The organism is Wenjunlia tyrosinilytica (genome assembly GCF_014646055.1).
Taxonomy (GTDB): domain Bacteria; phylum Actinomycetota; class Actinomycetes; order Streptomycetales; family Streptomycetaceae; genus Wenjunlia; species Wenjunlia tyrosinilytica.
Map to the genome: position 1 here is coordinate 19,643 of NZ_BMMS01000038.1, position 23,725 is coordinate 43,367.

Here is a 23,725-nt window from a genome sequence, read left to right on the forward strand (position 1 = left end):
CCTACAGGGCGGCGGGGGCCTTCTTGTACCAGCTGGCGATAACGCCCACTAGGTGGACGATGTTCTGCGTCCGCATGATCGGTGCCGAAGCGTTCGGCTCGAAGTCGACGTTGGCCGCGGTGGTACGCCAAATGCTGGTCTCGGAGACCGGCGCGGCCATGTGCGGGTCGAGGCGCTTGAAGAAGTCGGTGACGTCGTCGAGCTCTACCGGGTTCTCGCCCGCCCGCAGTTCTCGGAACACTCCACCGAGAACACGGAGCATACCCACCGAGCCGAGGAGCGATGCCCGGCGTACTTCCTGGGCCATGGTGAGCTCCCCGGGCTGACGCTCCGCCTCGGGGTCGTCCTCGGTGAGGGAGGCGAGGTCGGTGAAGCCGTTGGAGATGACGTCGAGGAAGTCCTTGACCTGCTCGATCACCTCGCCGTCGGTGAGAGTCTGCTCGGCCTTTTTGCTGATCCGGCCGCCGGCACCGGCGATGACGGCGCGGGTGATGTCGGCGACGTGCTTGGCACCCATGAAATTGGGGTTCTTGAGCGTCATGCGGTCCTGCTCGGCGTCGACTCGGCCCTTCAGCAGCGGGTGGTCGATGACGTCGGACAGGGTGCGGTTGGCAACCTTGTAGCTGTCGAACCGGGCGCGGACGGCGCTGCTGATGCCCTTGGCGTTGTCGGCGACGTCCACGAACATCTGCTGAGACTTGATCGGGTCCGGCTCGACATAGATGTCCAGGCCGACGTACTCGGCCTTGAGGCGATTCATCTGGCCGATGAGCTTCTCGCGCTCGGCCTCGAGTTTCTCGGCCTTCTCCGGGCTGACCTTGCGAGCCATTTCGCGGTCGACCGCGGAGATGGCGTCCGTGATGCGCTGCTTCTCAATGGCGACGCCCAGCACGCGGTGCTGGCCGTCGATGGTCCGCAGGCTGGAGATGCCGCCGATCGCCCACGGAACGGTGAGGTAGCCGACGGCGCCCTGGTCATCGACCTTCTCGAAGGTGCATCCGCCGCCGTCCCGGGCCAGCAGAGCGGGGGCCACCCAGTCCTGCTTCGTGTCGAGGTACTCGCCGAAGTGCTTGGCGTGAAGCCGGTCGACCTTGCGGTTGTCCTTGTCGACGTTGTTCGGATCGGGGACGGGGAGGATGGTCGGCAGGTCGAGGAGGGGGACGCGCACGCTGTAGACCGTGCGGCCGCCCTGAGGGGTCTTGATGGCGAGGTACGTGCTGGAGTCCTGCGGCTTGGACAGTCGCAGCGGGTCGACGGCGATGCTCACGAGAAGCCCCCAATGGAATCAGCCACGCACTTGACTGGCGCGGCAACAACCAAACCGTAGGGTGCAGTCGGTAATCCATACGGTTAACTTTTTACCTTTCGCCTTAAGTTGGCGATAGCTGTCCTCAAGTTGTGGATGTGCACGACCGAATTTGACGGCGACTGCCCGATTGCGTGTGGCGCAGCCCGTGAGGGGTAAAAGGCCGCCATCCCGACACAGGCCAGGGCCTGATCCATTCCAATGGATCAGGCCCTGACGCGTTGCCGACCTTCCGGGGGGAGCGGGGCGGCCCGCCCGCTGGGCGGGCCGTCCTCGTGAGAGGTCAGCTGAAGGGGATGTCGACCACTGACTGGTTGCCTACGCCGACCGTGGAGGGGCCGTTGCCGATGGCGTTCCAGACTTCGACCCGGACCTTTCCGTTGACCAGGTTGCCCAGGCTGCCCGTGCTGGATTTCAGGCCCCGGCTTTGGGTGTAGTGCTCGTAGCCGGTGACCGGGTCGGTGGCGAAGTAGTTGTACGTTTCCGTGCGGTCCCAGCTGCCGTCGCCGGTCAGGTCGTACGAGACGCGGACCTGCTGGCCGTTGCCGACCGCGGTCCCCGCGTCCACGGAGAGGTCGAACTGGGTGGAGCCGCCGTTGTAGGTGCGGGTGATGCCGGAGGAGGTGAACGTCTGCGGCTGGGTCGGCGTCCCGTCGTGGTTGGCGCCGCCGGCCGAGGCCACGGTGACGTCGGCGGCGGATCCCGTCGAGTCGCCGAGGGCGCCTCCGCTACGCAGGTAGAGCGTGGGCGAACCGGACGCCGGAGGTGTGGAGGAGGGCGACGGCGAGGGGGATGTGATGGTGGAGCCGCCGCGGCTCCAGACGCCGACGTAGTCGACGATCATCGGATGGCCGGGTTCGGTCGCGGCGGTCGGGGTGGAGCCGCCCAGCGCGTCGGGGAAGGCGCCGCCGATGGAGACATTGAGCAGAATGAAGTAGCCCGCGTGATCGGTCATGTTGGACCAGGTGGCGGCGTCGAACTGACTCTGGTTCACGCTGTGGTACTGCGTTCCATCGACGTACCAGCGCAGCTGGTTGGGGGTGACGCTGCGGTCCCACTCGAATGTGTAGGTGTGGAAGGCGGACTGGCATGTGGAGTTGGGACAGGCACGGCTGCTGCCGAGACCTGTCGTCTCGTTGCACGGCCCGCCGGGGTTCACGCCGCAGTGCAAGGTGCCGAACACGGAGTTCAAGCCGTTGACGTTCTCCATGATGTCGTACTCGCCGATGCTGGGCCAGTTCCAGTAGTTGCCCCGGTAGGGCGACCCGACCGCCCAGAAGGCCGGCCAGTATCCGCTGGCGGCGGCTCCTGTGACATTCGGCATCTGAATGCGGCTCTCGATGCGCAGGGTACCGCCCGCCGGTGCCTTGAAGTCCGCCCGGCGGGTCTCGATGCGGGACGAGGTCCAGTTGCCGGAGCCGTCACGCAGCGGGGTGATCTTCAGGTTGCCCGAGCCGTCGAGGCTGATGTTGTTCGTGGAGTCGGTGAAGCTCTGGACCTCGTTGGTGCCCCAGTTGGCGGGTCCGCCGGGGTAGGAGTGGCCCAGGTCGAACTGCCAGTTGGCCGACGACGGCAGTGTGCCGCTGGCGCCGTTGAAGTCGTCGCTCCACTCCAGGTTCCAGCCGGGGGTGGACGGGACGGCGCCGTGCGCCTGGGGAGTGGCGACGAGGGAAGCGGCCGCGCCGACGAGGGCCAGGGTCGTGGCTATGAGCGCACTCAGTAGTGCACGGCGTCGGCGGGGCAGGGGCGGAGGTGGGGCGGTGTCTGTGGTTCTCGTGCTCACGGAGGAGCACCTCCTGACGGGAGGGTGGTTCGCGCAGGATTGAGAGCGCTCTCAGGCTTTTTAGGCCCCGCCCCCGAATGACGTCAATGTTTTGAACGTGTTAACTTCTTGAACGCTTTTGAGCATCCGCAATGGCAGATCGGTCAACTACCGCACAGATATGGCCCGTTGCCTCCAACTTTGGGGGTCGAATACAGTGTCGACCCCCTTGAAACAGGATGGTGGTGCGCCGCCCCGTGATCGCCACTCCGGCCAAATCCAGCGATCTGTCCCATTTGATCGCCTTTCGGGAGGAGGCCGCGGGGTGGATCCAGGAGCTTGGATACGACCAGTGGCGGCAGGCTTATCCTCCGGAGCGGCTGTCGGACGGCATTGACTCGGGGAGCGTCTTCTTGGTGCGCGACGCAGCGGTGACTGCCGCGACGCTCACGCTCACCGTCGACGCCGACCCGGAGCTCTGGGGGGATGGCGAGCTCGGTGAGCCCGCGGGCTTGGTCTCCAAACTCACCGTGGCCCGGACACACGGCGGTCAGAACCTCGAGGGCGGTTGATCGACTGGGCCGTGGATCGGGCATTTCGGGCAGGAGCCAAGTGGCTGCGACTCGACGCGTGCAGGCGCGGTTCGCCCTGGTCGTGCCGCTGGCTCTCGATCCATGGGCGGTAGTTCTCGTACAGGGCGCGATCACCCCGCCCCACGCCTAGTCGATGACGGCAACGCCGAAGGCGTCCGACTGCGCGGCCACACCCAGGTAGTTGTAGATGGTCAGGTACCCGGAGACCAGCCTCATCGCATCGCCGTCGCCCACCGCCGACCGGCTGATGAGCGCCGCCACGGCCGCCTGGTCCCGGTCGTCGGGGACGCCCTCGTCGCGCAGTGCCCTGCGCCGGTCCATCGTGGCGCTGAGGTACTCCATCGTCGCCTGCTCGCGCCGCCGGTCGTGGTCCAGCGTCGTCGTGGTCCAGCGTCGTGGAACGGGACAGCATCAGCAGTTGCCATGCCAGCGCGCCGAAGGCGACGACGCCGACCACGAGAGTGCCCAACGAAGCTATGAGAGACCAGCGTTCATACGACGTCACGTCCGCCTACCCCACGGATGCCATGGAGGAGTTCCGCCACTTCGGCGAAGGTCCCCGACCTCAGCCGGCCGCGGTGCCGTCGGCTTCCAGTGCTCGGCGCCCGGCGTCCGCGAACGCCTTGAGGGCCGCGGTGAACTCGAGCCCCGCCATGGCCAGGTCGTCGGTCGTCGAGCGGCGGTACCGCTCGTCGGCTTGCGGATGATCCTCCAGGGCGCGGATGGCTTCTCCCAGGGGCTTGATGCACCGGTGCGCCTCGCCGGTGACCTCGAGCATCGGCTCGATGATCGACTCCGGCCCCTCGAGCTGCACATGGGTCCCCAGGTGGTCCAGCTTCTCCACCTCCTGATGGAACACGTCCATCTCGCCCACATGGGCGTCCTGGTACCTGCCGAGGGCTCGCTCCACCGCGCGCCCCTGGGCGATGAAGTCGGCGTACGCCTGCCGACGAGGCTCCCGTCGCTCGCGGTGGTGGTCGAAGCCGAGCTGACGCCGGGCGCTCCGCTCCTGAGCGGCGAGTTGCCGCTCCGTGCTTCGAGCGCCCCACCAGCTGGTCGCGAACGCCGCGGCGGTCGTCCCCACCGCTCCCACCATCGCTCCCAGAACGGCAGCCGTCCCCGCATCCATGGCCACAGTCTGGCCGACCCCTCCCGCCGAACAGCCGACGGGTTCCCACCGGGCGGCGCCCACCACCCCGTCCGGCCTGGGCGCCTTCTCCTCCGTAGTCGGGCGCGGACTCACCGCACATCACCAGCGTGTTTCGGTGGGCTCCCAGCACTCCCCAGCGTGTTTACCGGACGGTAATGTCCCCTGCCATCGGCGCCCGCACCTTGGGCGTCAGCGCGAAGGGGCACTGATGGCGACGTACAAGCATCCCGCGCATCCGGGCGGACCGGGTGCCTGTTCGGGCGAGCGGTGGCAGCGCATGTGGAGCCACCGGGAACAGCTGCTGAAGGTGGCGCGACGGCGGTCGGTGAGCGTCGAGGACGCCGAGGACGCGGTGCACGAGGCGATGCTCCGTGCCGTGGAGAACCCGCACGTCGACGACGAACGGCTGGGCGCCTGGCTGACCACGGTGACCATGCGGCTGTGCATCGACCGGCACCGCCAGGTCAACCGCGAGGTCGAGGTCCGCAGCCGCTCCACGCTCGCCGCCCCGGGCCCCGTTCCCGTCGAGGAAGTGGTCTGCGACCGCGCGGAGGCGAAGTGGCTCGCCGATCGGAGCGGGGAACTGCCCGCCCGGCAGGCGCAGGCGCTGCGGCTGAAGTCGGAGGACCGGGACGTCGGCCAGGTCGCCCACGAGATGGGGTTGAGCTACGAGGCTGTTGAGTCGCTGCTGGCCAGGGCCAGACGCACCCTGCGCAACTCGCTCGCCGGCACGCTCGCCCTCGTGCTGTGGGTGTGCGACCGAGGCCGGCCCCGCGCGGGCGGTGGCGGGGGCGGTGGCGGGGGCACCCAGGCCGTGGCCATGGTCTCGACGGCGGCGTCGCTGGCAGTCCTGGGGCTCTCCGTTCCCTACGCGCACGACCCGCAGCCCTCCCGCCCTCCGCAGTCCTCCACCTCCTACCGGACCCCGGGCCCGGCCCTCCCGGGTCATCAAGGGCCGCCCCCCGTGTGGGACGACACCAAGGCCCAGTCCCGGGCGGACGGGACCCTCCCGCCCAGCCCCGGCAGGGGTTCCGGCGGCCCGCAGGACCTGCTGCCCGCGCTGACCCTTCCCACGATGCCCGGCCTCCCAGCGATTCCGGGGCTGCCCTCCGGGGCGGTCGCGTCCGTTCCCCAGGTGCCCGACGTGCCATCCGTGCCGTCCGTGCCGCCCATGTCGGATGTGCCGCCGGTGCCGTCCGTGCCGGATGTGCCGGATGTGCCGTCGACGCCGAAGGTGCCGTCCGTTCCCTCGCTCTCTCACCCTCCGCACGTCTCGCTGACGCCCGCGGTGCCTTCGGTCCCCACCAAGACCACCGGAGCCGTCAAGACCGCCGCAGCCCCCTGGACCACCACCACGGCCCCCGGTGCCGGCGCCCTCACCCCCGTCCCCACGGACGCGCCTGTCCCCCAGCGCTGACCCGGGTCCGGCCACCCCGCGGCACACCCCGCCCCGAGCCGACGCCGGGACACCCCGACCGGCACCCCGTCCAGCCCCGACCGGCAACCCCGACCGGCACCCCGTCCAACCCCGACCGGCGACCCCGACCGGCACCCCGTCCAACCCCCACCGGCACCCCGTCCAGCCCTGACCGGCACCCCGTCCAGCCCTGACCGGCCCTGACCGGCGCCCCGCGGGCCTGTCAAAAAATCTTCCCTTCTCCGCGACGGACGCCCCGCCCGCCCCCGTAGAGCAGATGACAGACCTGCTCCACGCACACGGGAAGGGGATCGCCAAGTGGGCCCAGTGGCTCGACACAGGTGCGGGACGGAGCCCGCCGACCTCCGCGTCGTTTCGCGGGCGGCCGGGGACGCCGCTCGTTGTCTGCCCGCGCGCACCCCATGCCCTGTTGGAAACAGGGTTCCGAGCGGGCGGCACCGCCTCGCGCACCGAGCGCGGGCGGTGACCTGAGCTGCCGGGTGTGCGGACTCTTCCCCCCTCCTTCTGGTCCGCACACCCGGCTTCGCCTCCGCATCGTCCGTCCGTCCACGGCTGAAGGGTGTCCCAGATGGGTGTCGAGATCTGTGTGGAAGGGCTGACCAAGTCCTTCGGCCACCAGGTCATCTGGCGGGACGTCTCGCTGACCCTGCCCGCCGGGGAGATCTCGGTCATGCTCGGTCCCTCGGGCACGGGCAAGTCGGTCTTCCTCAAGACGCTCGTCGGTCTGCTGAAACCGGACCGGGGCTCGATCACGATCGCGGGCCGGGACATCACCCGGCTGCGCGAGCACGACCTCTACGAGGTGCGGAAACTCTTCGGCGTCCTCTTCCAGGACGGCGCCCTGTTCGGCTCGATGGACCTGTACGACAACATCGCCTTCCCCTTGCGCGAGCACACCCGCAAGCCGGAGAGCGAGATCAGGCGGATCGTCCTCGAGAAGATGGACATGGTCGGCCTGATCGGAGCCGAGAGGAAGCTGCCCGGCGAGATCTCCGGCGGCATGCGCAAGCGCGCGGGGCTGGCCCGGGCGCTGGTGCTCGATCCGGAGATCATCCTCTTCGACGAGCCCGACTCCGGTCTGGACCCGGTGCGGGTGGCATACCTCAACCAGTTGATCGTCGATCTCAACGCGCAGATCAACGCGACCTTCCTCATCGTCACCCACGACATCGCCTCGGCCCGGCAGGTGCCCGACAACATCGGGCTGCTCTTCCGCCGCGAACTGGTGATGTTCGGCCCCCGTCAGGTGCTGCTCGACAGCGACGAGCCGGTCGTCGGCCAGTTCCTCAACGGCCGGATGCAGGGGCCGATCGGTATGGCTGAGGAGAAGGACGCGGCCCAGGTCGAACAGGAACTGGCCGAGCTCGGCGCCGGGCACCGCCGCGGCCCGCAGGGCGGCAAGGGCGCGACGGGTGCGGGGGTCACTCCGCGTCTGCTGCCCAGCCCCGGCATCGTCCGGCCGCCTCGCTGGCAGGACATCGCGGACCGGGAGTCCGGGCCGCGCGCACGGGAGGGGGCGGACCTGTGAGCCTGTCGCCCACCGCGGGTCTGCGGCACACGGGCAGCCTGTTCGCGCTGGCCCTGGACGTCCTCCGTACGCTGCCACGGCGGCCGTTCCAGGCGCGGGAGTTCATCCAGCAGGCATGGTTCGTCGCCGGTGTGACGATCCTGCCCACCGCACTGGTCTCCATCCCGTTCGGGGCCGTGATCGCCCTGCAGATCGGCAGCCTGACCAGGCAGCTCGGCGCCCAATCCTTCTCCGGAGCCGCGTCCGTGCTGGCCGTCCTGCGGGAGGCCTCGCCCATCGTGACGGCCCTGTTGATCGCGGGAGCCGGCGGCTCGGCGATCTGCGCGGACCTGGGGGCGCGCAAGATCCGTGAGGAGATCGACGCCATGGAGGTGCTCGGCATCGACCCGATCCACCGCCTCGTCGTGCCTCGCGTCCTGGCCTCGATGGCCGTCGCGGTCCTGCTCAACGGGCTGGTCTCGGTGGTCGGGGTGGCCGGCGGCTACTTCTTCAACGTGGTCCTCCAGCACGGCACCCCCGGCGCCTATCTGGCCTCCTTCACCACCCTCGCCCAGCTGCCCGACCTGTGGACGGCGGAGCTGAAGGCGCTGGTCTTCGGCGCCATCGCGGCGATCGTCGCCTCGTACAAGGGCCTGACGGCCAAGGGCGGTCCGAAGGGTGTGGGCGACGCGGTGAACCAGTCGGTGGTGATCACCTTCATGTTGCTCTTCGTCACGAACTTCGTGATGACCGCCGTGTACTTCCAAGTCGTTCCGCAGAGGGGATAGCGATGGCTCTGGCGGATCGAGTCTTCGGACGGCCGCTCCGCTCCCTGGAGGAGCTCGGCGACCAGCTGTCGTTCTACGGGCGCTCGCTGGGCTGGACCGGCCGCACACTGCGCCGCTACAAGAAGGAAGTCCTGCGCCTGCTCGCCGAGGTGAGCTTCGGCCGAGGCGCGCTGGCGGTCGTCGGCGGCACCGTCGGCGTCATCGCCTTCCTGTCCTTCTTCACCGGCACCGAGGTCGGGCTCCAGGGGTACGCCGCCCTCAACCAGTTGGGCACGTCCAACTTCGTGGCGTTCCTGTCCGCCTACTTCAACACCCGCGAGATCGCTCCCCTGGTGTCCGGCCTGGCGCTGTCCGCGACGGTCGGCGCGGGGTTCACCGCCCAGCTCGGCGCCATGCGGATCAGCGAGGAGGTCGACGCTCTCGAGGTGATGGGCATCCCCTCGCTGCCGTTCCTGGTGACCGCCCGGATGATCGCCGGGTTCGTGGCGGTGATCCCGCTGTACGTGGTCGGCCTGCTGTCCTCCTACTTCGCCGCCCGCACGATCACCACCGGCTACTACGGCCAGTCGCCGGGCACCTACGACCATTACTTCCAGCAGTATCTGCCGCCCGTCGACGTGCTCTGGTCGTTCGGCAAGGTGATCGTCTTCGCCGTCGTGATCATCCTCGTGCACTGCTACCACGGCTACTACGCGAAGGGCGGCCCGGCGGGCGTCGGCGTCGCGGTCGGCCGCGCGGTGCGCACCTCCATCGTCGCGGTCAACATCCTTGACTTCTTCCTCAGCCTGGCGATCTGGGGAGCCAACACGACCGTGCGGATCGCGGGGTAGCCGATGCTGATGCGCGAAACCACCCCGCCGTCGAGGACCGCGGTGCTCTCCCGGCCGGCCGAACTGCGGCTGTACGGCGCCGTCTTCATCGCGGTCATCGCGCTGCTGCTGTCCCTGACCGTCGCGGTCTACCAGCAGGTCTTCACCTCCGTCGTCCGGATCACGCTGCAGGCCGACACCATCGGCAACCAACTGGAGCCGCCCGCCGACGTCAAACTGCGCGGGCTGATCGTCGGAGAGGTCCGCCATGTGCGGGCCGACGGCGAGAAGGCCACCCTCGACATCGCGTTGAAGCCCGAGCACGTCACCCTCATCCCCTCCGACGTCCACGCGCGCCTGCTGCCCAAGACGCTGTTCGGCGAGAAGTACGTCGACCTGGTCGTCCCCGAGCGGCACTCCGCACGCCCCATCCGGGCCGGGGACGTGATCACCCAGGACCGCACCAGGCTCGGCATCGAGCTCCAGCGGCTGATGAACGACCTGCTGCCGCTGCTGCGCACGGTCGAGCCCGGCAAGCTCAACGCCACGTTGTCCGCGTTCTCCACCGCGCTCGAAGGGCGCGGCGACCGGATCGGCGCCAATCTGACCCGGCTGGACCGCTACCTGGGCAGGCTCAATCCGCACATGCCGGCCCTGAAGACCGATATCTCCCGGTTCGCCGATGTGGCGGAGGTCTACGGCGACGCCGCCCCCGACCTGTTGAGAGTGCTGGACAACGCGATCACCGGCAGCCGGACCCTCGTGGACAAGAAGAAGGCGCTCGCGTCCCTGCTGAGCGGGACCACGTCGTTCGCCGGCACCGCGCAGGACGTACTCGACGAGAACTCCGACCGGATCATCTCCCTCAACCGCCTCTCCCGTCCCACGCTGGCCCTGCTCGCCCGCTACTCGCCCGAATACCCCTGCCTGCTGGGCGGGCTGACGAGGTCGCAGCCGCTGGCGGAGCAGGCGTTCGGCGCTGGGCGGATGCACATCACCCTGGAGGTCGTCCTGCCGCGATCCGCCTACCGCCCCGGCGAGGAACCGCGCTACGCCGACCGCTCGGGGCCCAACTGCAGAGGGCTGCCGCGTCCGGGCATTCCCGCCCCCGGCGTCAAGCTCAACGACGGAACGAAGGCCGCGGGCGCGGCAGGCGCCTCCCCCGGCGGGCACGGCACCGTGACCGGGACCGCGGCGGAGCAGCATGTGATCGGTTCGCTCGTCGCCCCCGTCCTGGGGGTTCCCGCGGACGAGGTGCCGTCGGTGGCGACCCTGCTGTTCGGCCCGATGGCCCGGGGTACGGCGGTGAGCGTCGTATGAGGGCCGGGGAAACGACCGCTCCGCTCGTCAAGTTCGGCATCTTCGCGGTGGTGACCGCGCTGGCGACCACCGTGCTCGCCGCCACCATCGTCAACTTCCGCCTGACGCCCACCGACACGTACTCCGCGGTGTTCAGCGACGTCACCAGCCTGGAGACGGGCGACGACATCCGGGTCGCCGGTGTGCGGGTCGGGGAAGTCGAGGACATCCGGATCAAGGACCGGACGCTGGCCGAGGTGAGGTTCACGGTCTCCCGCGACCGTCCGCTGCTGTCCGGCACCCGCGCGGTGATCCGCTACCGCACCCTGGTCGGGCAGCGGTACATCGCCCTGACCGAGGGGCCGGGCCGGGGCACACGGCTGCGCCCGGGCAGCCGGATCCCGCTCTCAAGGACGGAGCCGGCGCTCGATCTGAACGCCCTGCTGAACGGGTTCAAGCCGCTGTTCGCCGCCCTGAGCCCGAAGGACGTCAACCAGTTGGCCTTCGAGATCATCAAGACCCTCCAGGGCGAGGGCGGCACGGTCAACAGCCTGCTCGCCCACACCGCCTCGCTCACCTCGTCCCTCGCGGACCGCGACAAGCTCATCGGCTCCGTCGTGGACAACCTCAACGAGGTGCTCGGCACCGTGGACAGGCGAAGCGCCAAGTTCTCCTCACTGCTGAGGCAGTTGCGGCGGGTGGTCTCGGGCCTGTCGTCGGACCGCAGGGCCATCGGCGACTCGCTGACGGGGATCAGCGACCTGTCCGCCGCGACGTCCGGTCTGCTCGAGCAGGGCCGTCCGGCGCTGAAGACCGACATCGCCGGGCTGTCCAAGCTCTCCGGGACGCTCGACGACAACGGAAGGACCGTGGAGGGCGTGCTGAAACGGCTGCCGCGCAAGCTCAACAAGCTGACCGGGACAGCGTCCTACGGGTCCTGGTTCAACTTCTACCTGTGCGACTTCGACGGCCGGATCGTGCTGCCGAAGACCGCGGAGGCGATCACCCCCGACTTCCACGTCGGCCGAGCGAGGTGCGGCCGGTGACCCCCTTCCGCGAGCGCAACCCCGTGACGATCGGAGCCGTCGGGCTCACCGTGGTCGTGCTCCTGATCGTCGCGGCGTTCAATGTCCAGGACCTGCCGCTGATCGGCAGCGGCGAGAGGTACACGGCCGCCTTCTCCGAGGCGGGCGGCCTCAAGTCCGGTGACGAGGTGCGGATCGCCGGGGTGAAGGTGGGCAAGGTCGACGACGTCGACCTCGACGGGGACCATGTGCGGGTCACCTTCCGGATCAAGGAAGGGCCGCGCTTCGGCACCCGCACCGGCGCCTCGATCCGGGTCAAGACCATCCTCGGCGCCAAGTACCTGTCGCTGGAGCCCAAGGGGCCCGGCCGGCTGTCTCCCGGGACCGAGATCCCGCTGAGCCGCACGGTCTCCGCCTACGACGTGGTGGCGGCGTTCAGCGACCTCACCACGACCACGGAGAAGGTCGACACCCGGCAGCTGGCTACGGCCATGAGGACGATGTCCTCGACGTTCAAGGACTCACCGGCGGAGGTCAGGGCGTCCATCAGGGGCCTGTCCCGGCTCTCCCGGACGGTCTCCTCCCGCGACCAGGCGCTGCGCGACCTGCTCGATCATGCCCGGGGCGTCACCGGTGTGCTCTCCGACCGCTCGGACGACCTCACCACGCTGATCGACGACGGCGGCAAGCTGTTCCGGGAGATCAGCGCCCGGCGCAGGGCGATCCACGCCCTGCTGAAGAACGCCTCGGCGCTGGGTGTGCAGCTGTCCGGTCTGGTCGCCGACAACCGGCGGCAGATCGGTCCGGCCCTCAAACGCCTGAACGCGGTGGTGACCCTGCTCAAGCGCAACGAGGGCAGCCTCAACCGCAGCGTCAAGCTGCTGGCGCCCTTCGCCCGGGTCTTCACCAACACCCTCGGCAACGGCCGCTGGTTCGACAGCTATGTGCAGAACCTCGTCGCCGTTCCCGTGGCCCCGAAGAACGGTCCATCCGCGAAGACACCCTCAGGAGGGTCACGATGAGCCGGCGCTTCGCCCGCCGCCTGGCGCTCGTACCGGTGCTGTTGCTCGTGGCCGGCCTGGCCTTCGTGTTCTGGCCGAGGCCGCGGCAGGTCGAGGTCACCGCGTACTTCCCGCGAACGGTCGGGATCTACCCCGGATCCGACGTCCGGGTGCTCGGCGTCAAGATCGGCGAGGTCACCTCCATCAAGCCGCAGGGCCGCTCCGTGCGGGTCGGGCTGCGGTACGAGGCCGGCCGCAAGGTCCCCGCGGACGCCAAGGCCGCCATCATCAACTCCTCGGTGGTCAGCGACCGCTACGTGCAGCTGCTGCCGGTGTACCGGGGCGGTCCGGCGATGAGGAACGGCGCCGTCATCCCCGAGCGGCGCACGGCCGTACCCGTCGAGCTGGACCGGATCTTCGACAGCCTCCACACGACGGCCGGCGCCCTCGGTCCCCGCGGGGCCAACAAGGACGGGGCGCTGTCCGAACTCCTCGGCGTCAGCGCGTCCAACCTGCACGGCCAGGGCGACCAGCTGCACCGGACCGTCGAGGACCTGTCCACGGCGGTCACCACCTTGTCGGACGGCCGCGGGGACCTGTTCGGGACGGTCCGCAATCTGCAGGTGTTCACCGCGGCTCTGGCGTCCGACGACGGCGATGTCCGCTCGTTCAACGAGAGCCTGGCCACGGTGGCCGGGCAGCTCTCCGGTGAGCGCGAGGACCTCGCGGCGGCGCTGAAGCACTTGGCGGCAGCGCTTCCCGAGGTGGCCGACTTCGTGCGCGACAACAAGAAGTCGCTCACCTCCAATGTGAAGGACCTCAGCCAGGTCACCCGCGTGCTGGTCGAACAGCGCGCCGCGCTGCGGGAGCTGATGGACGTGGTGCCCACCGGCCTCGGGAACCTCGCCAACGCGTACAACCCGGCGTCGGGAACGCTCGACACGCGCAACAACGCCGAGCAGGCCCAGGATCCGGGCGGCGCGCTCTGCTCGCTGCTGAAGTCGGCGGGTCGGAAGGGGGACTGCGCCCGGTTGCGCAAGCTCTTCGACTCCCTGCCGGACCTGCCGTCCGGCGATCCCCTCACCGGAGCGCCGAAGTCGTCACCGGCCACCGCCTCGATGGACCGCACGCTCGGCGGAATCCTGGGAGGCAAGGCATGAGCGCCCCCGCGCGTGGATCCTCGCGCCGCCACCCGTGCCGGGACCTGCGCGCAGCGCCGGTCTGGGCGGCGGTCGGATCGGTGCTCCTGCTGTCCGGATGCGAGTTCAACGGCCTGAGCGACGTCCAACTGCCGGGCGGCGCCGCGGCGGACGGGCACGCCTACCACGTCACCGTCGAGTTCAGGGACGTGCTCGACCTGGTGCCGCAGTCGGCGGTGAAGGTCAACGACGTCACCGTGGGCGCGGTCGAGAAGGTGCAGCTCAAGGGCTGGCATGCGCGGGTCCGGCTCCGGGTCTCCGACTCCGTGAGGCTCCCCGCCAATGCCACCGCCGAGCTGCGCCGGACCAGCATGCTGGGCGAGAAGTATGTGTCGCTGGCCCGGCCGACCGGGGTGAAGCCGGTCGGCAGGCTCACCGACGGCGACCGCATCCCGCTCTCCCGCAGCGGCCGCAACCCGGAGATCGAAGAGGTGCTGTCGGCGCTGTCGTCCCTGCTCAACGGCGGTGGGGTCGCCCAGCTGAAGACGATCACCGTGGAGCTCAACAAGGCGCTGCACGGCCGTGAGGACCGGGTCAAGGACCTGCTGAGCCGGCTCGACACGTTCGTCGGCGGACTCGACGAGCAGCGGACCGAGATCACCCGCGCCCTCAAGGGCATCGACAAGCTGTGCAGGACGCTCAGGGCGCAGAGGACCACGATCGGCCGGGCGGTCGACGCCATTCCGTCGGGGCTGAAGGTGCTGGCCGACCAGCGCCGCGACCTGACGAAGATGCTGCGTTCCCTGTCCAGCCTCGGCAAGGTGGGCACCAAGGTGATCAATGCCTCCCGGGCCGACACGATCGCCGACCTGCGCAACCTCGTGCCGATCCTGGACCGGCTCAACGCCGCGGGCGACGACCTGCCCAACGCGTTGGAGATGCTCACGACGTATCCGTTCCCGCGCAATGCCTCGAGCGCCATCAAGGGCGACTACGTCAATCTGAGGATCACCGCCGATCTCGACCTGAAAAGCCTCTACGGCAACCTCGACGGGCAGGGGCCCAAGCTGCCGGGCAAGCCGGACCCGGAGCTCCCCGAGCCCCCGGACGTACCGGACCTGCCCCATCCGCCGGACCTGCCGGAACCCCAGCTGCCCGAGCCCTCGGGCCTGCCCCATCTGCCGACGCCCACGCCGGACCCGGGCGGGTCGACCGGATCCGGCAGCTCGGGCGGCTCGGCAGGATCGGGCGGCGGCGTGCTCTGTCCGCCGGTGTGCCACAGCAGCTACACCGCGAACAGCGGCGGCCCCCCGGCGCCGAGCGGCGTCGACATGTCCCTGGCCGAGCTGATGACGAGGGGGATGCAGCCGTGATCACTCGAACCGTCAAGGCCCAACTGCTCGGCTTCGCCACCGTCACCGCGCTCGGTGTGTCCTATGTCGGCGCCGAGTACGCCGGGCTGGCCGACCAGGTCGTGGACCGCGACTACAGCGTGCGGGCCGACTTCGCCGACTCCGGGGGCATCTTCTCGGGCGCCGAGGTCACCTACCGCGGTGCTCCCGTGGGCCGGGTGGGCCGGCTGCGCCTGGACTCCGACGGGGTCTCGGTGGACCTGCGCATCAAGAAGGGCCCCCGCATCCCGGCCGACACCCTCGCCGTGGTGGCCAACCGCTCCGCGGTCGGCGAGCAGTACGTCGACCTCCAGCCCCGCGGCAAGAGCGGCCCCTACCTGCGCGAGGGCAGCAGGATCGCCCGCCGTGACACCCGCACACCGCTGCCCACGACCTCGCTGATCCACAGCCTGGACCGGCTGGTCAACTCCGTCGGCAAGGACGACCTGCGGACCACGGTCGACGAGTTGGGCAAGGCGTTCGCGGGCACGGGCCCGCCCCTGTCCAAGCTCGTGGACTCGGGCAACGCGCTGATCGAGACGGCGAGTGACAACCTCCCGCAGACCATCTCGCTGATCGAGGACTCCCAGAAGGTCCTCAAGACCCAGGCCGACGAGGGCTCGTCGATCAAGTCGTTCTCCCGGGACCTCGCGGACCTCACCACACAGCTCAAGAAGAGCGACGGGGACATCCGCAGGGCGGTGGACGGCGGCGCGCCCGCGGCGGGTGAGCTCGACTCGTTGTTGAAGGCCAACCGGAAGGCGCTTCCCGTCCTGCTGGGAAACCTGGTCAGCGGCAGCCAGATCACCGTGGCGCGGCTGCCCGGACTGGAGCAGACGCTGGTGACCTTCCCCGTGGTGGTGGCGGGCAGCTTCACCGTCCTGCCGGGGGACGGCACCGTCCACTTCGGGATGGTGCTCAACGCCGACGACCCGCAGCCGTGCCGCCAGGGGTACGGCACCAAGCGGCGCGACCCCTCGGACACCCGTGAGCGCCGGGCGAACACCTCCGCCGAGTGCACGGCCCCCCGGGGCAGCGCGTCCACGGTCCGCGGTGCGCAGAACGCACCCCGGCCGTCGGGATCCGCCGACGCCGGACCGTACGACCAGGCGTCGTACATCGCGCCCTACGACCCCGAGACCGGCGCCGCGAACGGCCCGGACGGCAAGCCCGTCGAGATCGGCTCGACGGGCGGAGAACAGAGCATGTTCGGAAAGGAGTCCTGGCAATGGCTGCTCGTGGGACCCATGGCATGACCGGCCGGATCCTGGCCGGGGTGACGAGTCCGCCGCGCCGGGCGCTGGTCGCGGCGGTGGTCGCGGCCCGGCGCGGCAGGGCACTGCCGGTGGGCCTCGCGCTCGCGCTGGCGCTGGTGGCGGTGCCCGCGGGGTGGCTCGGTGTCCAGCAGCACCGGCAGCACCAGCAGGAGCGGCGCGACCAGGACATCCTGGCCGCGGCCCGGCAGTCGGCGCTCAACTTCACCTCGCTGGACTACCGGCACTACGACCGGGACAGCCAGAACGTGCTGAGCGGCGCCACGGGCGACTTCAAGCGGCAGTTCGCGGCGCAGACCAGGCAGTTGACCAAGCTGGTCGCGCAGAACAGGTCGGTGTCGCAGGGGCAGGTGCTCGAGGCGGGCATCGCCGACGCCGACGACGAGTCGGCACGGGTGCTGGTCGTGGCCGACAGCACGGTGACCAATGTGGCCGCGCCGAAGGGCCGGTCGCGCAACTACCGGTTGCAACTCGACCTCGTGCACGAGGGCGGGCGTTGGCTGACGTCCGACGTCGAGTTCGTCGGCTGATCCCCCGCAGGCCAGCAAGACCGGCAAGGCCCGCAAGCCCACAAGGCTCGTAGCGCCGTAGGCCTCGCAACGCCCATAACGCCCAAAACGCCGTAGCGCCTGTAACACCCGCAACGCCCGTAAGGAGAGACCCAGTGTCGAAGCTGTCCGTTCGAGAGCGTGCCGGGAGCGGCACACCCCGTCGGCGAGGCGTGGCGGCGGCGGCCCGCGCCGCGGCGAGGCGAACCGAGAGGGCGCACCGGTCCCCCGAGGCGCCGCAAGCCGTCGGGGCACCCGAAGCCTCGCGGGCCGCGAATGCGGCGAGGATCACGGAGAAGGAGCCCTCCACGGCCGGTGCGGACGCCGCTCCGGCCGGGCGCCGCAGGGGGCTGCTGAGCGCGGTCCTGGCGATCCTCGTGGTGGCCGCCCTGGCCGCCACCGGGGTGCTGGCGTGGCAGTACCGCGAGGCGGAGCGGACCCGGCAGGCGCGGACCCAGGCGCTGGCGGCCGCGCGCAAAGCGGCGCCGGTGATCATGTCGTACGACTACAGGCGTCTGGACCGTGACTTCGCCGCCGCGCGCGGTCACCTCACCGGTGCCTTCCGGGAGAAGTACCGCAAGACCACGGAGGGCGTGGTCGCGCCCACCGCCCGGAAGTACCACGGGGTGGTGAGGGCCACGGTGGCCGAGCCCCCGACCGGCGGCACCCCGGCCGCCTCGGTGGTGTCCGCCTCCCCCGACAGGGTCGTCGTCCTGCTGTTCATGAACCAGGTCACGAACAGCACCCAGGTCACCGGCCCCCGCCTCGACCTCAACCGCGTCCGCCTGACCCTCGTCCCGACCCCCCACGGCTGGAAGATCACCACGGTCGACGCGCTGTAGCCCCCGCTCGCCTCCGGATGTCCCCACCCGGGGGTCCGGGGGTTCGGGGGTCCGGGGTCCGGGGGACCGGGGGGACGGGGGTCCGGGGTCCGGGGGACCGGGGGACCGGGGGGACGGGGGGACGGGGGGACGGGAGGTCTGCGCCCCCAGCCGCAGAAGCGGCGCAGCCCGCCCCCCCGAAAGCGGCACCCGCCACGGGGAGCCCCGCTCGCCTCCGGATGCCCGGCGCCGTGCGCCGGAAAAAAACTTCGCGGACCATGTCGATTTCGCCGTGCCTCGTTCGACGCGTAGGCAGAGGCTGGGAACACGGCCGGTCATCGGACCGGCCCGCCGCCCGGCTCAGGACATGAGACGAGAGAGGCACGACGACCATGCGATTCATGCTGCTGATCAAGAGCGACGCCAACGCCGAGGCCGGAGTGATGCCGAGCCCCGAGCTGATCGACGCCATGGGCAAGTACAACGAGGAACTGGTCAAGGCCGGGGTGCTGCTGGCCGCCGAGGGCCTGCAGCCGAGCTCCAAGGGGGCCAAGGTCCACTACTCCGGTGGCAAGCGCACCGTCACCGACGGGCCGTTCGCCGAGGCGAAGGAGCTGATCGCCGGGTTCTGGATCATCCAGGCCAAGTCGAAGGAGGAGGCACTGGAGTGGGCGCTGCGCGTCCCCTTGGAGGCGGGCGATCCCCAGTCCAGCGACGGTGTCGCCGAGATCGAGGTCCGACAGGTGTTCGACATCAGCGACTTTCCGGAGGACGTGCTCTCCCCCGAGGCCGCCGCGCGCGAGGAGGCCCTGCGCCTGCAGGTCGAGAAGAACGCCGCCGGCCAGTAGCACCGAGCACGGCGCGGCCCCGACCGCTTGCGGCGCCGGGAGCGGGGCTGATCTGATGGATGTCCGTGAGCGCTTCCGACACCCATCGCGCCATCGACGCCGTCTGGCGCATCGAGTCGGCGCGCCTGATCGCCGGTCTCGCGCGGATGGTGCACGACATCGGCCTGGCCGAGGAACTCGCCCAGGACGCTCTGGTCGCCGCGCTCGAACAGTGGCCCGAGTCGGGCGTCCCGCGCAATCCGGGCGCCTGGCTCATGGCCACGGGCAAACGCCGGGCGATCGACCTGCTGCGCCGCAAGGAGCGGTTCCAGCGCAAGCTGGAGGAGCTCGGCCATGAGCTCGAGACCGGTGGTGAGTGGGCCGAGCCGGACTTCAGCGCCGGCCTCGACGACGACATCGGCGACGATCTGCTGCGCCTGGTGTTCACCGCCTGCCACCCGGTCCTGTCCACCGAAGCCCGTGTGGCGCTGACGCTGCGCCTGCTCGGCGGGCTGACGACCGACGAGATCGCGCGGGCGTTCCTCGTCCCCGAACCGACGATCGCCCAGCGCATCGTGCGCGCCAAGCGCACCCTCGCGAAGGCGGGTGTCCGCTTCGAGGCCCCCGAGGGGGACGAGCGGGACGCCCGCCTCTCGTCGGTGCTCGAGGTGGTCTACCTCGTCTTCAACGAGGGCTACTCGGCGACGGCCGGTGACGAGTGGATGCGCCCGGCGCTGTGCGAGGAGGCGCTGAGGCTGGGCCGGATCCTGGCCGAGCTGGTGCCGAAGGAGCCCGAGGTGCACGGCCTCGTCTCGCTCATGGAGATCCAGGCATCGCGTTCGGCGGCCAGGACCGGGCCGTCCGGGGAGCCCGTCCTCCTACTGGAGCAGGACCGCTCCCGCTGGGACCGCTTGCTCATCGGCCGCGGTCTCGCCGCCCTGGAGCGGGCGGAGGCGCTGGGCGGGGCGGCCGGTCCCTACGCCCTGCAGGCCGCGCTCGCCGCCTGCCACGCCCGCGCCGGGACCGCGGAGGAGACGGACTGGGTGCGGATCGCGGCGCTGTACGAAGCGCTGGCGCGGCGCGCGCCCTCACCCGTCGTGGAGCTGAACCGCGCGGTCGCGCTCTCCATGGCGTTCGGCCCCGCCGAGGGCCTGGAGCTCGTCGACACACTGACGTCGAAGCCGTCGCTCAAGGCCTACCACCTGCTGCCGAGCGTGCGCGGTGACCTGCTCGCCAGGCTCGGGCGGTACGAGGAGGCACGGGAGGAGTTCGAGCGCGCGGCCTCCCTCACGCGGAACGAGCGTGAACGCGCCCTGCTCCTCGACCGTGCTGGGGCCTGCGCGCGCGGCGAGGGCGCCACCGCCATCCCCTGATCCCTGCTGATCCAGGCCGATCCGGGGAGAATCCCGACTTCTCGCGCTCCAGAGGCCGCGGATGCCGCCAGAGGGCAGAATCGGGAGCAGGGGCACGGGAGGAGGCAGCGCGTGCGCGACGACCGGTGGCCGGGACGCTCTCGGTGGCGTCTGGACCGCATGGCGCGTGGGCCGTTGCCTTTGCGGCGGGCGGTGGGGGCGGTGGCCGACCTGCTGACCGTGCCGCGGCGTCTGGCGTGGCTCAACGAGGCCGGCGAGCGCATCGGCACCACCCTCGATCTGGAGCGGACCGCGGGCGAGCTGGCCGAGTTCACCGTGCCCCGGCTCGCCGACGGATGCGCGGTGGACCTGCTCGAATCGATTCTGCGCGGCGAGGAGGGGGACCGCTGGCGGCTGCCCGGCACCCCGGTGACCCGGGCGATGGCCGTGGCGCAGATCGACGGCCTCGACCTGGAGCCGGATCCGGTGGGGCACCTGTCGACGCACACCCCGGAGGGGCTGTCCAGCCGCTGCCTGGAGACCCGGGAGCCGGTGCTGGTCACCAGGATGACCTCGGAGACCTTCAACCGGATAGCGCCGACGAGGAGTGCCGCGCTGAAAATGCGGCGCGAGGGCGTCCACAGCTACATGGCGGTGCCGCTGATCGCCCGCGGCGTGCTGCTGGGGGCCGCGGACTTCATACGGGTGGGGAAGCGGCCTCCGTTCAGCACCACCGATCTGGCGCTGGCCATGGAGCTGGCCTCCAAGGCCGCGGTCTTCATCGACAACGCCCGCCTCTACGGCCGTGAACGCGAGCACGTCGTCACCCTCCAGCGCGCCCTGCTGCCGAGGGTCACCCCCAGCACCCCCGGTCTGGATGTCGCCTCCTGCTACACCCCCACGCCCGACCCGGGCAGGGTGGGCGGCGACTGGTTCGACGTGGTGGCCCTGCCGAGCGGGCGGACCGCGCTGATGGTCGGGGACGTGATGGGGCGGGGCCTGTCCGGGGCCGCCACGATGGGCAGCATGCGCTCGGTGGCCCGCACCCTCATGGCGCTGGACATCGCGCCGGAGCGGGTGCTCGCCCGTCTGGACCTCGCCGCGCGGGACCTGGAGGAGGACCAGGTGGCGACCTGCCTGTGCGCGGTGTACGACGCCGCCACCGCCACCTTCCGGATGGCCAGCGCGGGCCACCCGCCTCCCCTCCTGCTCTTCGCCGACGGCGAGGCGCAGTACGTGGACGTGCCCGTCGGCGGCCCGATCGGCGCCGGGGTGATCCCTTACGACCCCGTGGAGTGCCGCGCCCCCGACGGCGGCGGGCTGCTGCTCTTCACGGACGGCCTGATCAAGTCCCGGACCGAGGATCTCGACACTCAGCTGGAGCTTCTGCGGGAGGCCGCACGCGGTCTTCGGCCGGGCGAGGGCAATCCGTGCGAGCTGCTGAGCGCCCGGATGGGCGGCGACCGCTCGGACGACGCGATCGTGCTGGTGGCGGGCACCAAGCCGCTGGAGCCGGAGGCCGAGGTGCGGGTCTGGACGCTCTCCCCGGACGGGTCGGCGGCCGGCGAGGCACGCAAGATCGTCAAGGAACAGCTCGAGCTGTGGGGCATGGACGACCTCGTCGAGGTCACCGAGCTGGTCGTGAGCGAGCTGGTCGGGAACGCCCTGCGCTACGGAGGCGCCCCCGGAGAGCTGCGGCTGATCCGGTACGAGCGCCTGTGTGTCGAGGTCTCCGACACCGGTCCCGACCTGCCGCAGATCCAGCCCGTCTCGCTCATCGACGAGGGCGGCCGCGGCCTCCAGCTGATCAATATGCTCTGCCGCCGCTGGGGCTCCTGCCGCACCACGACCGGCAAGGTGGTGTGGGCGGAGCAGGACATCCCGGCGGGTTCCGGGACGGCATCGGGTTTGATGGGGGGATGACCGATGAGATGCCTGCTTGGGAGAAGCGGTTCCGGGCGCCGCGGGTGGGACTGCCGGACTGGGCGGAGGACGCACCGGACAGGTCGCTGTTCGTCTCCAACACGACGGGAACCTACGAGCTCTACGCCTGGGACCGGGCGAGCGGCTCACGGCGGCAGGTGACCGACCGGCCGAACGGGACGACGGACGGCGTTCTCACCCCCGACGGCGAGTGGATCTGGTGGTTCCGCGACACCGACGGCGACGAGTTCGGCGTGTGGATGCGCCAGCCGTTCACGGGCGGCGAGGACGAGCCGGCCACCCCCGGCCTCGAGCCCTCCTACTCCGCGGGACTCGCCCTCGGGCGGGACGGCCTGGCCGTCGTCGGGCGCTCCACGGACGAGGACGGCTCGACGGTCCATGTGGTCCGTCCCGATGCCGAGCCCGTGGAGATCTACCGCCACCGGGAGTCCGCCGGCGTCGGCGACCTGTCCCACGACGGAACGCTGATCGCGATCGAGCACACCGAGCACGGCGACGCCATGCATGCCGCGCTGAGGGTCGTGGACCTGAGCGGCGCCACCGTCGCCGAACTCGACGACACCGGGCGGGGCGACGAGCCACTCGGCCTGGAGTGCCTGGGTTTCGCCCCGGTCGAGGGCGACCGGCGGCTGCTGGTCGGGCACCAGCGGCGGGGACGCTGGGAGCCGCTGATCTGGGACACGGCCGGGGCAGGCGAGACCGAGCTCGACTTCGAGCTGCCGGGGGACGTGGCCGCGGAGTGGTATGCGGACGGAAGCGCCCTGCTGGTCGTGCACTCCTTCCAGGCCCGCAGCGAACTCTTCCGCTACGACCTGTCGAGCGCCGAGCTGACCCGGCTCGACACCCCGCCGGGTTCGGTGTCGGGCGCCACGGCGCGGCCGGACGGGCAGGTGGAGTTCCTCTGGTCCTCCTCGGCCCTGCCGCCCGCCGTGCGGACGACGAGCGGTGACGTGGTGCTGGAGGCCCCCGGGCTGCGGGCGCCGGAGTCGCTGCCCGTGGAGGACGCGTGGGTGGAGGGCCCGGGCGGCAGGGTGCACGCCCTGGTGCAGAGACCGGCCGGTGAGGGACCGTTCCCGACCGTCTTCGAGATCCACGGCGGGCCGACCTGGCACGACAGCGACGCGTTCTCGGCCGGGCCGGGCGCCTGGCTGGACCACGGGTTCGCGGTCGTGCGCGTCAACTACCGGGGGTCGACCGGCTACGGGCGCGAGTGGACGGACGCGCTGCGCCACCGTGTGGGGCTGATCGAGCTCGAGGACATCGCGGCCGTGCGCGAGTGGGCCGTGCAGTCCGGGCTCGCGGACCCGCGCAAACTGGTGCTGTCCGGGGGTTCCTGGGGCGGGTATCTCACCCTGCTGGGCCTCGGGACGCAGCCGGACGCATGGACCGTCGGGCTCGCCGCCGTGCCGATCGCGGACTACGTCACCGCGTACCACGACGAGATGGAAGCCCTGAAGGCGATGGACCGCACGCTGGTGGGCGGCACGCCGGAAGAAGTGCCCGAGCGGTACGAGGCATCGTCCCCGCTGACCTACGTGGAGAAGGTCATGGCGCCGGTGTACATCAGCGCCGGGATGAACGATCCGCGCTGCCCGATCCGGCAGATCGACAACTATGTCGAGAAGCTGGAGGAGTTGGGCAAGGTCCACGAGGTCTACCGGTACGACGCGGGGCACGGGTCGCTGGTCGTGGAGGAGCGGATCAAGCAGGTGCGGCTGGAGCTGGACTTCGCCAGGCGCCACCTGGGGTGA

General features: G+C 70.6%; 21 protein-coding genes. 17 read left to right on the forward strand and 4 right to left on the reverse strand.

The window, feature by feature from the left end:
- Nucleotide 1 precedes the first annotated feature (1 nt).
- Nucleotides 2–1,267, reverse strand: coding sequence for a DNA sulfur modification protein DndB (locus IEY86_RS30840; protein WP_189135209.1), 1,266 nt, complete (start codon nucleotides 1,265–1,267; stop codon nucleotides 2–4).
- Between the two features lie 322 nt (nucleotides 1,268–1,589).
- Nucleotides 1,590–3,050 carry a glycoside hydrolase family 16 protein gene (locus IEY86_RS30845; RefSeq protein ID WP_373287112.1) on the reverse strand — a complete coding sequence of 487 codons (1,461 nt, stop codon included), beginning with the start codon at nucleotides 3,048–3,050 and terminating at the stop codon, nucleotides 1,590–1,592.
- 275 nt (nucleotides 3,051–3,325) lie between these two features.
- Between IEY86_RS30845 and IEY86_RS30850 the strand changes: the two genes are divergently transcribed.
- Nucleotides 3,326–3,640 (forward strand): hypothetical protein, encoded by a 315-nt coding sequence (locus IEY86_RS30850; RefSeq protein WP_189135210.1) that lies wholly within the window; start codon nucleotides 3,326–3,328, stop codon nucleotides 3,638–3,640.
- Nucleotides 3,641–3,787: 147 nt separating this feature from the next.
- Here the strand turns inward: IEY86_RS30850 and IEY86_RS30855 are convergent, their stop codons facing one another.
- Together IEY86_RS30855 and IEY86_RS30860 are read right to left on the reverse strand one after the other, a co-directional pair.
- On the reverse strand, nucleotides 3,788–4,003 hold the full coding sequence (locus tag IEY86_RS30855) for a hypothetical protein (protein WP_189135211.1): 216 nt from the start codon (nucleotides 4,001–4,003) through the stop codon (nucleotides 3,788–3,790).
- Nucleotides 4,004–4,226: 223 nt separating this feature from the next.
- Nucleotides 4,227–4,790: a hypothetical protein gene (locus tag IEY86_RS30860; RefSeq protein WP_189135212.1), complete on the reverse strand. Its 564-nt coding sequence runs from the start codon at nucleotides 4,788–4,790 to the stop codon at nucleotides 4,227–4,229.
- Nucleotides 4,791–5,019: 229 nt separating this feature from the next.
- Here IEY86_RS30860 and IEY86_RS30865 point away from each other — a divergent pair, with 229 nt between their 5' ends.
- The 16 genes from IEY86_RS30865 to IEY86_RS30940 all read left to right on the forward strand — a co-directional run bounded on the left by IEY86_RS30865 (nucleotide 5,020) and on the right by IEY86_RS30940 (nucleotide 23,725).
- A complete protein-coding gene (locus tag IEY86_RS30865; RefSeq protein WP_189135213.1) occupies nucleotides 5,020–6,228 on the forward strand; it encodes an RNA polymerase sigma factor in 1,209 nt (402 codons plus the stop codon).
- Nucleotides 6,229–6,817: 589 nt separating this feature from the next.
- Nucleotides 6,818–7,777 carry an ABC transporter ATP-binding protein gene (locus IEY86_RS30870; protein WP_189135214.1) on the forward strand — a complete coding sequence of 320 codons (960 nt, stop codon included), beginning with the start codon at nucleotides 6,818–6,820 and terminating at the stop codon, nucleotides 7,775–7,777.
- Nucleotides 7,774–8,544: an MlaE family ABC transporter permease gene (locus tag IEY86_RS30875; RefSeq protein ID WP_189135215.1), complete on the forward strand. Its 771-nt coding sequence runs from the start codon at nucleotides 7,774–7,776 to the stop codon at nucleotides 8,542–8,544. Before IEY86_RS30870 ends, IEY86_RS30875 begins: the two co-directional genes overlap by 4 nt.
- A 2-nt stretch (nucleotides 8,545–8,546) precedes the next feature.
- Complete coding sequence (locus IEY86_RS30880) at nucleotides 8,547–9,374, forward strand: MlaE family ABC transporter permease (RefSeq protein WP_189135216.1); 828 nt, start codon at nucleotides 8,547–8,549, stop codon at nucleotides 9,372–9,374.
- Nucleotides 9,375–9,383: 9 nt separating this feature from the next.
- Nucleotides 9,384–10,673, forward strand: coding sequence for an MCE family protein (locus IEY86_RS30885; RefSeq protein WP_189135217.1), 1,290 nt, complete (start codon nucleotides 9,384–9,386; stop codon nucleotides 10,671–10,673).
- Entirely contained in the window at nucleotides 10,670–11,698 is a 1,029-nt protein-coding gene (locus tag IEY86_RS30890; RefSeq protein WP_189135218.1) for an MCE family protein, read from the forward strand. Before IEY86_RS30885 ends, IEY86_RS30890 begins: the two co-directional genes overlap by 4 nt.
- Nucleotides 11,695–12,699, forward strand: coding sequence for an MCE family protein (locus tag IEY86_RS30895; protein WP_189135219.1), 1,005 nt, complete (start codon nucleotides 11,695–11,697; stop codon nucleotides 12,697–12,699). The genes IEY86_RS30890 and IEY86_RS30895 overlap by 4 nt, the downstream gene beginning before the upstream one ends.
- The gene (locus tag IEY86_RS30900; protein WP_189135220.1) at nucleotides 12,696–13,838 is read left to right on the forward strand and encodes an MCE family protein; all 1,143 of its coding nucleotides are present in this window, start codon (nucleotides 12,696–12,698) and stop codon (nucleotides 13,836–13,838) included. Before IEY86_RS30895 ends, IEY86_RS30900 begins: the two co-directional genes overlap by 4 nt.
- A complete protein-coding gene (locus IEY86_RS30905) occupies nucleotides 13,835–15,190 on the forward strand; it encodes an MCE family protein (protein ID WP_189135221.1) in 1,356 nt (451 codons plus the stop codon). Before IEY86_RS30900 ends, IEY86_RS30905 begins: the two co-directional genes overlap by 4 nt.
- Nucleotides 15,187–16,464: an MCE family protein gene (locus tag IEY86_RS30910; protein WP_189135222.1), complete on the forward strand. Its 1,278-nt coding sequence runs from the start codon at nucleotides 15,187–15,189 to the stop codon at nucleotides 16,462–16,464. Before IEY86_RS30905 ends, IEY86_RS30910 begins: the two co-directional genes overlap by 4 nt.
- The gene (locus IEY86_RS30915) at nucleotides 16,431–17,012 is read left to right on the forward strand and encodes an Rv1363c family protein (protein ID WP_373287113.1); all 582 of its coding nucleotides are present in this window, start codon (nucleotides 16,431–16,433) and stop codon (nucleotides 17,010–17,012) included. Before IEY86_RS30910 ends, IEY86_RS30915 begins: the two co-directional genes overlap by 34 nt.
- Nucleotides 17,013–17,146: 134 nt before the next feature.
- Nucleotides 17,147–17,872 carry an Rv1363c family protein gene (locus tag IEY86_RS30920; RefSeq protein WP_189135223.1) on the forward strand — a complete coding sequence of 242 codons (726 nt, stop codon included), beginning with the start codon at nucleotides 17,147–17,149 and terminating at the stop codon, nucleotides 17,870–17,872.
- Between the two features lie 380 nt (nucleotides 17,873–18,252).
- The gene (locus tag IEY86_RS30925; protein ID WP_229698902.1) at nucleotides 18,253–18,699 is read left to right on the forward strand and encodes a YciI family protein; all 447 of its coding nucleotides are present in this window, start codon (nucleotides 18,253–18,255) and stop codon (nucleotides 18,697–18,699) included.
- Nucleotides 18,700–18,758: 59 nt separating this feature from the next.
- On the forward strand, nucleotides 18,759–20,051 hold the full coding sequence (locus tag IEY86_RS30930) for an RNA polymerase sigma factor (RefSeq protein ID WP_189135225.1): 1,293 nt from the start codon (nucleotides 18,759–18,761) through the stop codon (nucleotides 20,049–20,051).
- A gap of 159 nt (nucleotides 20,052–20,210) precedes the next feature.
- Nucleotides 20,211–21,953: an ATP-binding SpoIIE family protein phosphatase gene (locus tag IEY86_RS30935; protein WP_189135238.1), complete on the forward strand. Its 1,743-nt coding sequence runs from the start codon at nucleotides 20,211–20,213 to the stop codon at nucleotides 21,951–21,953.
- Nucleotides 21,950–23,725: a S9 family peptidase gene (locus IEY86_RS30940; protein ID WP_229698903.1), complete on the forward strand. Its 1,776-nt coding sequence runs from the start codon at nucleotides 21,950–21,952 to the stop codon at nucleotides 23,723–23,725. Before IEY86_RS30935 ends, IEY86_RS30940 begins: the two co-directional genes overlap by 4 nt.

Excerpts from the sequence above, each read along its gene's own strand:
- IEY86_RS30930 (WP_189135225.1), top strand. The coding sequence starts at position 18,759 with ATGTCCGTGAGCGCTTCCGACACCCATCGCGCCATCGACGCCGTCTGG.
- IEY86_RS30865 (WP_189135213.1), top strand. The coding sequence starts at position 5,020 with ATGGCGACGTACAAGCATCCCGCGCATCCGGGCGGACCGGGTGCCTGT.
- IEY86_RS30935 (WP_189135238.1), top strand. The coding sequence starts at position 20,211 with ATGGCGCGTGGGCCGTTGCCTTTGCGGCGGGCGGTGGGGGCGGTGGCC.
- IEY86_RS30900 (WP_189135220.1), top strand. The coding sequence starts at position 12,696 with ATGAGCCGGCGCTTCGCCCGCCGCCTGGCGCTCGTACCGGTGCTGTTG.
- IEY86_RS30940 (WP_229698903.1), top strand. The coding sequence starts at position 21,950 with ATGACCGATGAGATGCCTGCTTGGGAGAAGCGGTTCCGGGCGCCGCGG.
- IEY86_RS30860 (WP_189135212.1), bottom strand. The coding sequence starts at position 4,790 with ATGGATGCGGGGACGGCTGCCGTTCTGGGAGCGATGGTGGGAGCGGTG.
- IEY86_RS30855 (WP_189135211.1), bottom strand. The coding sequence starts at position 4,003 with ATGGAGTACCTCAGCGCCACGATGGACCGGCGCAGGGCACTGCGCGAC.
- IEY86_RS30905 (WP_189135221.1), top strand. The coding sequence starts at position 13,835 with ATGAGCGCCCCCGCGCGTGGATCCTCGCGCCGCCACCCGTGCCGGGAC.
- IEY86_RS30870 (WP_189135214.1), top strand. The coding sequence starts at position 6,818 with ATGGGTGTCGAGATCTGTGTGGAAGGGCTGACCAAGTCCTTCGGCCAC.
- IEY86_RS30885 (WP_189135217.1), top strand. The coding sequence starts at position 9,384 with ATGCGCGAAACCACCCCGCCGTCGAGGACCGCGGTGCTCTCCCGGCCG.
- IEY86_RS30880 (WP_189135216.1), top strand. The coding sequence starts at position 8,547 with ATGGCTCTGGCGGATCGAGTCTTCGGACGGCCGCTCCGCTCCCTGGAG.
- IEY86_RS30925 (WP_229698902.1), top strand. The coding sequence starts at position 18,253 with ATGCTGCTGATCAAGAGCGACGCCAACGCCGAGGCCGGAGTGATGCCG.
- IEY86_RS30890 (WP_189135218.1), top strand. The coding sequence starts at position 10,670 with ATGAGGGCCGGGGAAACGACCGCTCCGCTCGTCAAGTTCGGCATCTTC.